Annotated in this window: 8 protein-coding genes; 2 read left to right on the top strand and 6 right to left on the bottom strand. The window is 66.6% G+C overall.

Annotated elements, in window-relative coordinates:
• Nucleotides 1-23: 23 nt before the first annotated feature.
• From A5714_RS12445 to A5714_RS12420, 6 genes are read right to left on the bottom strand one after another with little or no spacing between them, the layout of a single operon-like run.
• Nucleotides 24-1,130, bottom strand: a complete 1,107-nt coding sequence (locus A5714_RS12445) for an acyl-CoA dehydrogenase family protein (protein ID WP_068285541.1) — start codon at nt 1,128-1,130, stop codon at nt 24-26.
• Nucleotides 1,127-1,561, bottom strand: coding sequence for a nuclear transport factor 2 family protein (locus tag A5714_RS12440; protein ID WP_068071138.1), 435 nt, complete (start codon nt 1,559-1,561; stop codon nt 1,127-1,129). Before A5714_RS12440 ends, A5714_RS12445 begins: the two co-directional genes overlap by 4 nt.
• Nucleotides 1,533-2,759 carry an amidohydrolase family protein gene (locus tag A5714_RS12435; protein WP_068285539.1) on the bottom strand — a complete coding sequence of 409 codons (1,227 nt, stop codon included), beginning with the start codon at nt 2,757-2,759 and terminating at the stop codon, nt 1,533-1,535. The genes A5714_RS12440 and A5714_RS12435 overlap by 29 nt, the downstream gene beginning before the upstream one ends.
• Nucleotides 2,760-2,762: 3 nt before the next feature.
• Nucleotides 2,763-3,089, bottom strand: a complete 327-nt coding sequence (locus A5714_RS12430) for a hypothetical protein (RefSeq protein ID WP_068071140.1) — start codon at nt 3,087-3,089, stop codon at nt 2,763-2,765.
• Nucleotides 3,070-4,362 (bottom strand): aromatic ring-hydroxylating dioxygenase subunit alpha, encoded by a 1,293-nt coding sequence (locus A5714_RS12425; RefSeq protein ID WP_068285538.1) that lies wholly within the window; start codon nt 4,360-4,362, stop codon nt 3,070-3,072. The genes A5714_RS12430 and A5714_RS12425 overlap by 20 nt, the downstream gene beginning before the upstream one ends.
• A gap of 11 nt (nt 4,363-4,373) precedes the next feature.
• Nucleotides 4,374-4,886, bottom strand: coding sequence for a carboxymuconolactone decarboxylase family protein (locus A5714_RS12420; protein WP_068285537.1), 513 nt, complete (start codon nt 4,884-4,886; stop codon nt 4,374-4,376).
• 410 nt (nt 4,887-5,296) lie between these two features.
• Here A5714_RS12420 and A5714_RS12415 point away from each other — a divergent pair, with 410 nt between their 5' ends.
• Together A5714_RS12415 and A5714_RS12410 are read left to right on the top strand one after the other, a co-directional pair.
• On the top strand, nt 5,297-6,595 hold the full coding sequence (locus tag A5714_RS12415) for an amidohydrolase family protein (RefSeq protein WP_068285536.1): 1,299 nt from the start codon (nt 5,297-5,299) through the stop codon (nt 6,593-6,595).
• Nucleotides 6,596-6,706: 111 nt separating this feature from the next.
• Nucleotides 6,707-7,873, top strand: a complete 1,167-nt coding sequence (locus A5714_RS12410; protein ID WP_068285534.1) for an acyl-CoA dehydrogenase family protein — start codon at nt 6,707-6,709, stop codon at nt 7,871-7,873.
• Nucleotides 7,874-7,968 lie beyond the last annotated feature (95 nt).

Raw genomic sequence — 7,968 nt, 5'->3', positions numbered from 1 at the left:
AACTGCTGAGGTCCGACCCGGGGTCAATGCCGCGGCAGCCCCAGCACGCGTTCGGCGATGATGTTGCGCTGGATCTCGGCGGTGCCGCCGTAGATCGTCGACGCGCGCGAGTACAGGTATTCCGAGCGCCACGCGGGGTCGTCGAGTTCCACGGCGCCGGGCAGCAGGTCGCGCGCGGTGTCGTAGAGCCGCTGCTCGGCCGTGGCCAACAGCACCTTGTCGATCGAGGTGTCCGGGCCCAGCCGCGCGCCGTCGCGCAGCCGGTACTGAGTGAGGCGCGATCGGCAGCGCAGAGTGTGTAGCGCGAGATAGGTTGAGCCGAGCTCGAATTCGTCGTGGGCGTCGAGTGCGGCGCGCCGCGGGGCTTCGGCGATGAGCTCGTCGAACCGCGAGTACAAGTAGGCGATCCGTTGCCAGAAGCAGGTCGAGCGCTCGTAGGGCAGCAGGTCCATCGCCAGCCGCCACCCGTCGCCCGGCTTGCCGAGCATCCGGGTCGACGGGACCACCACGTCGTCGTAGTAGACCTCGCAGAACTCGTCGACCCCGTGCATCGTCCGCAGCGGCCGGATGGTGATGCCCGGCGTGTCCAGGTCGACGAAGAAGGCGGTGATGCCCTCGTGCCCCGGGGCCGTGCGGGTGAGCAGAATGCATCGGCTGCAGAATTGCGCGAAGCTGGTCCAGACCTTCTGCCCGTTGACAATCCAGGTGTCTCCGTCGGGAACCGCCCGGGTGGTCAGGGACGCCAGGTCGCTACCCGATCCGGGCTCGGAGAAGCCCTGACACCACTGCTCCTCCCCGCGCAACAGCCGTGGCACCATTTCGGCGGCGAGTTCCGGTGCGGCGTAGTCGATCATGGTGGGGGTCAGCACTTCGAGCATCGAATAGGGGCCTGGCTCGGCCAGGCGCCGGCCCACCACCTCCTCGCCGACGATGGCGCGCAGCACCGCCGGTCCGCCCAGCCCGCCGACCTCCTGCGGCCAGCCGTAGCGCATCCAGTCGGCGTCGTAGAGCGCTCGGCTGACCCGCAGGAACTGCCGCATGTGGCCCTGCAGGGAATGGTCGGGCCCCGGTGTCAAGTCGTTCTCGTCGAGCCACGTTCGCAAGCCCGCCCGGAACTCCTCGACGTTCACGGCGTGGGACGGCCGATGGCGTGCGGGCGACCCGAGTCGTGCACGCCGCTGCGCCGGATGAAGGTCATGGCGCGGGTTTTGAGCCGCCAGCCGTCCGCGGTGCGGGCGTAGGTGTCGCGGTAGTAGCCGATCCGCATGTCATGCGTGGCACCGTCGATGAAACACAGCGGCTGGGTGCCGGTCGCCGCATCGCCGTCGAGCGTCTCGATCAACGCGGTCCCGGTGAGGAACAAGCCCTTGGGCGCGGCGGCCACCAATTCCGGGAATCGGTCCAGCTTGTACGTCGAACCGAAGGCGCTGTAGGTGCCGTCCGGGGTGAAGACGCCGACCAGGCCGTCGATGTCCTCCTGGGTGATCGTGACGGCGTAGCGGGCGAGCAGCTGCTGGATCTCGACCAGGTCGTCAGTTCTGCTCGGCTGATGCGTTGACATAGACCTTGCCGCCTTTCATGACGAAGCCGACGTTGCGGGTAACGGTGATGTCGTCCAACGGATTTCCGGGCACCGCGATGACGTCGGCGAGCTGACCCGACGCGAGCCGGCCGAGCTCGGTCGAGTTGATCAGTTCCGCGGCGGTGACCGTGGCTGCCCGCAGCACCGCCAGCGGCGGCAGGCCCCACTCCACCAGCGTGACGAGTTCGTCGGCGTTGCGGCCGTGGGGGATCGCCGGCGCATCGGTGCCGACCGCGATCTTCACGCCGGCCTCGTAGGCGGCCAGGATGGAGGTGCGCGACTTGGGGAACATCTCGGCGGCCTTGGCCCGCAACGCGGGTGGGGCGTGCGAGACGTCCATGCCCTCGGCCAGGCGTCGCGTGCTGACCAAGAACGTGCCGCGCTCGACCATCAGCGCGATCGCCTCGTCGTCGACGAGGAAGCCGTGCTCGATGCAGTCGATGCCCGCGTCGACCGCGTGCTTGACCGCGTCGGCGCCATGGGTGTGCGCCGCGACCCGCAGCCCGCGCCGGTGCGCCTCGTCGACGATCGCTCGCAGCTCCTCATCTGAATAATGTTGTGCCCCAGGCGGACCCGTGAGCGACATGACACCGCCGGAACAACACACTTTGATCAGCTGCGCCCCGTGCTTGATCTGGTAGCGCACCGCCTTGCGGATCTCGTCGATGCCGTTGGCGATGCCCTCCTCGACCGTCAGCTCCAGCGCGTGCGGGGCGAACGCGGCGAACATCGTGGGATCCAGGTGTCCGCCCGTGGGCGTGATGGCGTGCCCGGCGGGAATCACCCGCGGCCCCTCGATCCAGCCCGCGTCGATCGCGTTGCCCAGGGCCACGTCCAGCAGGTAGCCCCCCGTCTTGACGAACAGGCCGAGGTTGCGCACCGTGGTGAACCCGGCGCGCAGCGTGCGGCGGGCGTTGCCGACCGCGCGCAGCACCCGCGTCGGCGGATCGTCCTGCACCTGGGACAGGCCGGGCTTCTCGCCGCGCCCACCCATCAGCAGGTTGACCTCCATGTCCATCAGGCCAGGCAACAGGACCTGGTCGCCCAGATCGATGAGCTCGCCGTCGACCGCACCGCCGACGCCGACGATCCGGTCGCCCTCGATTCGAAGCACGCCGGGCGTGACGATCTCGCCGGCGTCGACGTCGAGCAGTCCAGCGGCCCTGAGCGTCAACACCTCTCAGATCACCGGTTCCCGCACCAGTTCGACCCACGCCGCGCCGCTGTCGGGCACCCGCGGCTGTTTCCAGGCCTCGACGGGGAACGACACCATGACCAGCGACTGCATGATGTGCATCAGGCTGCGCGCGTCGTCCGGAAGGTCGTCGAGCGGAAACTTGTCGCAGTAGGCGATCGCGTCGTTCAACTTGGGGAACGCGACGTCGTAGAACGCCTGCATCTCGGGCATCGTCGAGGCCAAGCGTTTGGCGTAGCGCTCGGGCTCGGTGGCCAGGTCCCAATCCAAAAACGGCTCCAGGGCCGCGAATTCAGACGGTAACTTTGCCATTGGCCTGGTACTCCTTCGCCCAATTGGCGACATAGTCGCCGGTCGTCTTGTGCAGATGACGGATCAGCACTTCCTGGTCGCAGAGCAGGAATTCTTTCACGGCGCGGGTACCGATCATGGTCTGCGTCGCTTCCAGGGTGTTGGCGTCTTGCAGCGCATACTCTTTGAATGTCACGGCGGCCAGCTCCTGCGCCAGGCGTTCCCGCGCGTTGCGGGGCGGCACGAAATACAGCGACGACTCGAAGATGTGCTTGTCGACGGCCGTCGGCCAGTAATGGTAGGTCAGATACCAGCCCGGCTCCCAGATGAGCAGCATGAAGTTGGGGTAGAACAGCCAGGAGTCGATGCCCCATTGCGGTGCCCGCTTGACGTTGACACCCGGTGGCAATTCCAGGTTTTGGATGATCTCCGGCTTGTCCCACGGACCGAACAGCCCGCTGCGCAGCACCTGGTCCAGCGGCTTCACCATGGACATGTCCGGCGGCGGCGCCTGACCGCCCCAGGTCGACTGCAGGTTGTGCGGCCCCGACAGTTCGTAGTGCAGCGCCTCGTAGCCGTACTTCTGGATCTTGGCGGCCTCCTCTTTGGTGTACTGCCCCTGGTGCAGGATCGGCGCGTGGTAGAACTCGACGAACGCGTCGATGAACAACTTCCAGTTGCTGCCGACCTCGGCCCGGTAGGAGTACGTCTCGGTCATCTCGCCGAACGGGTAGCCCTCGATACTCTTGGCCAGCGGCCCGAGGTAGTCGACCAGCGGCGCCGCGTTGTCGTCGAAGTTGACGAAGATGAAGCCCTCCCACACCTCGCAGCGCACGGCCGCGAGCCCGTAATTGCCCTTGTCGAGGTTGAAGAACTCCTCCTCTTGCTGCACGAAGGTCAGCTCGCCGTCCAGGCTGTAGCGCCAGGCGTGGTACTTGCAGGTGAACTGCCGGCAGGTGCCCGAGGTCTCCTCGTTGGGAAAGTCGTTCCACACCAGCTTGTTTCCGCGGTGCCGGCACACGTTGTGGTAGGCCTTGACCGAGCCGTCCTTGGTCTTGACGATGATCACCGACGTGCCCTTGCCGGCCGACGGCAGTTCCCGGGTGAAGTAGCTGCCGGTGCGGGGGAGCCGCTCGACCCGGCCCACGTTGAGCCACGTCTTGCGGAAGACGGCCGCGCGCTCGGCTTCGAAGAATGCCGGATCGATCGAGTCGGTGTAATCGACCGGCGCGGTACCCAACTCGGGATAATTCTCGGTCCAGCTGCCGGCGGCCGGCTTCGGGAAGTGCGCCAACGTTTCGCTCCTTAAGATCCGTGCTCGAGCTGTATGCCGAAGGTGTTGAAAGCCATGGCCAGCGTGGTGTAGCAGCCGACCGTGAAAACGAGATCCATGCGCTGCTGGACGTCCAGGCGCTCGCCGAGCGCCGCCCACGTCTGATCGGACAGCTGCGACTTGTCGTCGAGCTCGTCGACCGCGACCAGGATCAGGCGGTCGAACTCGTCGGCCGCCTCGCCGCGGCGCAGCGCGGCGATCTGCTCGTCGGTGACGCCCTCCTCCCTGGCCATCCTGACGTGGTGCGACCACTCGTAGGCGCAGTCGCGGCGGTGCGCGACCCGCAGGATCGCCAGCTCGCGAAGCCGTGCCGGCAGCGTCGTCGAGTACAGGAGGTGAACGTTGAAGCGCAGGAACGCCTTGGCCAGCGTCGGGTGGTGGGCGAACGTGGAGAGCGCGTTGTTCGTCTCCGCGCCGCTCATCGCCGAAAGCGCCTGCCGGGTAGCATCGTCCCACTCGTGCGCGGGCAGCGGCCGCAAGCCCATCCGCGGTCTCCTCTCGGCTTCGACTCGGCCACCTCTCGGCCAATGAGAATCGTATTCTCATTTACAACCAATAGACTTGCACGATTCGCCCGCCCGGTCAATGCCGCGGTCGCCCGGGCCGGCGGCGGGGCGACCCGCGTTCGGCGGTCCGGCGCCGCGCGCCGGACCGCGGGATTAACCAACCATTTGTGCCGCCCGCTGGGCGCTGAACCGGCCGGTCCGTCGCGAGGATTCTACGTTCGGTTGCCCGCCCACTGACCTGGAATCCGTGGGCGCGTCGCGACGCCCGCGGCGTGCCCTAGATGTTGATTCTCGATTCGCGAGAAGATAGTTTTCATTGCAGCGATCTGGCACGGGACAGCGGTGCGCGGGGGATGCGTGGCGGACCGGTTCGATGGAGAGGAACGGCCATGAACAAAGAAGACATGATCCTCATCAGCGTCGACGACCACACCGTCGAGCCGCCGGACATGTTCAAGAACCACCTGTCGAAGAAGTATCAGGACGACGCGCCGCGGCTGGTGCACAACTCCGACGGTTCGGACATGTGGAAGTTCCGCGACACCGTCATCCCCAACGTCGCGCTCAACGCGGTCGCCGGCCGCCCCAAGGAGGAGTACGGCCTGGAGCCGCAAGGTCTCGACGAGATCCGCCCAGGCTGTTACAACGTCGACGAGCGCATCAAGGACATGAACGCCGGGGGCATCTTGGCCTCCATCTGCTTTCCGTCGTTCCCCGGCTTCGCCGGGCGCCTGTTCGCCACCGAGGACGCGGAGTTCTCGGTCGCGCTGGTGCAGGCCTACAACGACTGGCACATCGACGAATGGTGCGGCGCCTACCCGGCGCGGTTCATCCCGATGGCGATCCCGGTGATCTGGGACGCCGAGGCGTGCGCCGCCGAGGTGCGCCGCGTCGCGAAGAAGGGTGTACACGCGCTGACCTTCACCGAGAACCCCGCCGCGATGGGCTACCCGAGTTTTCACAACGAGTACTGGAACCCGCTGTGGAAAGCGTTGTGCGACACCAACACCGTGATGAACGTGCACATCGGGTCGTCGGGCCGGCTGGCCATCACCGCGCCGGACGCGCCCATGGACGTGATGATCACGCTGCAGCCGATGAACATCGTCCAGGCCGCCGCCGACCTGCTCTGGTCGCGGCCGATCAAGGAATACCCGGACCTCAAGATCGCCCTCTCCGAGGGCGGAACCGGCTGGATCCCGTACTTCCTCGAGCGCGCCGACCGCACGTACGAGATGCACTCGACGTGGACGCACCAGAACTTCGGGGACAAGCTGCCCTCCGACGTGTTCCGCGATCACTTCCTGACGTGCTTCATCAGCGACAAGGTCGGCGTCGCGCTACGCAACATGATCGGCATCGACAACATCTGCTGGGAAGCCGACTACCCGCACAGCGACTCCATGTGGCCCGGAGCGCCCGAGGAGCTGTGGGACGTGTTGTCGCTCAACAACGTTCCCGACGACGAGATCAAGAAGATGACGCACGAGAACGCGATGCGCTGGTATTCGTTCGACCCCTTCACCCACATCACTCCGGAGCAGGCGACGGTGGGGGCGTTGCGCAAGGCCGCCGAGGGGCACGACGTGTCGATCCGGGCGCTGTCCCACCATAAGGACGAGCGGTCGGGTTCGTCGTTCGCCGACTTCGCCGCCAGCGCCAAAGAGCTGACCGGCAACAAAGACTGAGATCGGCCGCGCCGAGATTGCGCCCAGGGTCGCGATCGCCGGCGATTCACGACCCTGGCGGCAATCTCGCCGCACGCAACCCGAAGGAGACCCGCAGTGCCCGGCGCCGGAATGAACTTTGAGCTGACGGCAGACCAGGAGTTGATCCGCCGCTCGGTGGCGGAGCTGGCCGCGAAATTCGACGACCACTACTGGATGAACAAAGACCAGGCGCACGAGTTTCCGACCGAGTTCTACGACGCGATCGCCCGGGGCGGTTGGCTGGGCATGACCATCCCCACCGAGTACGGCGGGCACGGCCTGGGCATCACCGAGGCCACCATCCTGCTCGAGGAGGTCGCCAAGTCCGGTGGCGCGATGAACGCCGCCAGCGCGATCCATTTGACCATCTTCGGAATGCAGCCGGTGGTGGTGCACGGCTCCGACGAACTCAAGGCGCGCACGCTGCCCCGGGTCGCGACAGGTGACGTGCACGTCTGCTTCGGGGTCACCGAACCCGGTGCGGGACTGGACACCTCGCGCATCACCACCTTCGCCAAGCGCGACGGGGACCGCTACATCGTCAACGGTCGCAAGGTCTGGATCTCCAAGGCGCTGGAGTCCGACAAGATCCTGCTGCTGACGCGCACGCAGTCCTACGACGAGGTCACCAAGAAGACCGACGGGATGACGCTGTTCCTCACCGATCTGGATCGCAGCCGCGTCGACATCCGCCCGATCCGCAAGATGGGGCGCAACGCCGTCAGCTCCAACGAGCTGTTCATCGACAACCTCGAGGTGCCGGTCGAGGACCGAGTCGGCGAGGAGGGCAGGGGTTTTCACTACATCCTGGACGGCCTGAATCCCGAACGCATGCTGATCGCCGCCGAGGCGCTGGGCATCGGCCGGGTGGCCCTGGAGAAGGCGGTGAAGTACGGCAACGAGCGCGAGGTCTTCGGCCGGCCCATCGGCATGAACCAGGGCCTGCAGTTCCCCCTGGCGGACTCGCTGGCGCGCCTGGACGCCGCCGAGCTGATGCTGCGCAAGGCCACCTGGCTCTACGACAACGGCAAACCCTGTGGCCGCGAGGCGAACACCGCGAAATACCTGTGCGCCGACGCGGGATTCACCGCCGCGGACCGCGCGCTGCAGACCCACGGCGGCATGGGTTACGCCGAGGAGTACCACATCACGCGCTACTTCCGCGAGGCCCGGCTAATGAAGATCGCGCCGGTCAGCCAGGAGATGATCCTGAACTTCCTGGGCGCCAACGTCTTGAAGTTGCCGAGGAGTTACTGAGCGCGCCCGGCGCGCCGAAGGCCGGGGCGCCGTCACCGCGCGGCGCGACCCGTCGTTTACTGGGCAGTGACGACATTCGGACGAGGACCCTGAGG

Source organism: Mycobacterium sp. E2462 (assembly GCF_001672685.1).
Taxonomy (GTDB): Bacteria; Actinomycetota; Actinomycetes; order Mycobacteriales; family Mycobacteriaceae; genus Mycobacterium.
This window is presented reverse-complemented; position numbering and strand designations above follow the sequence as displayed.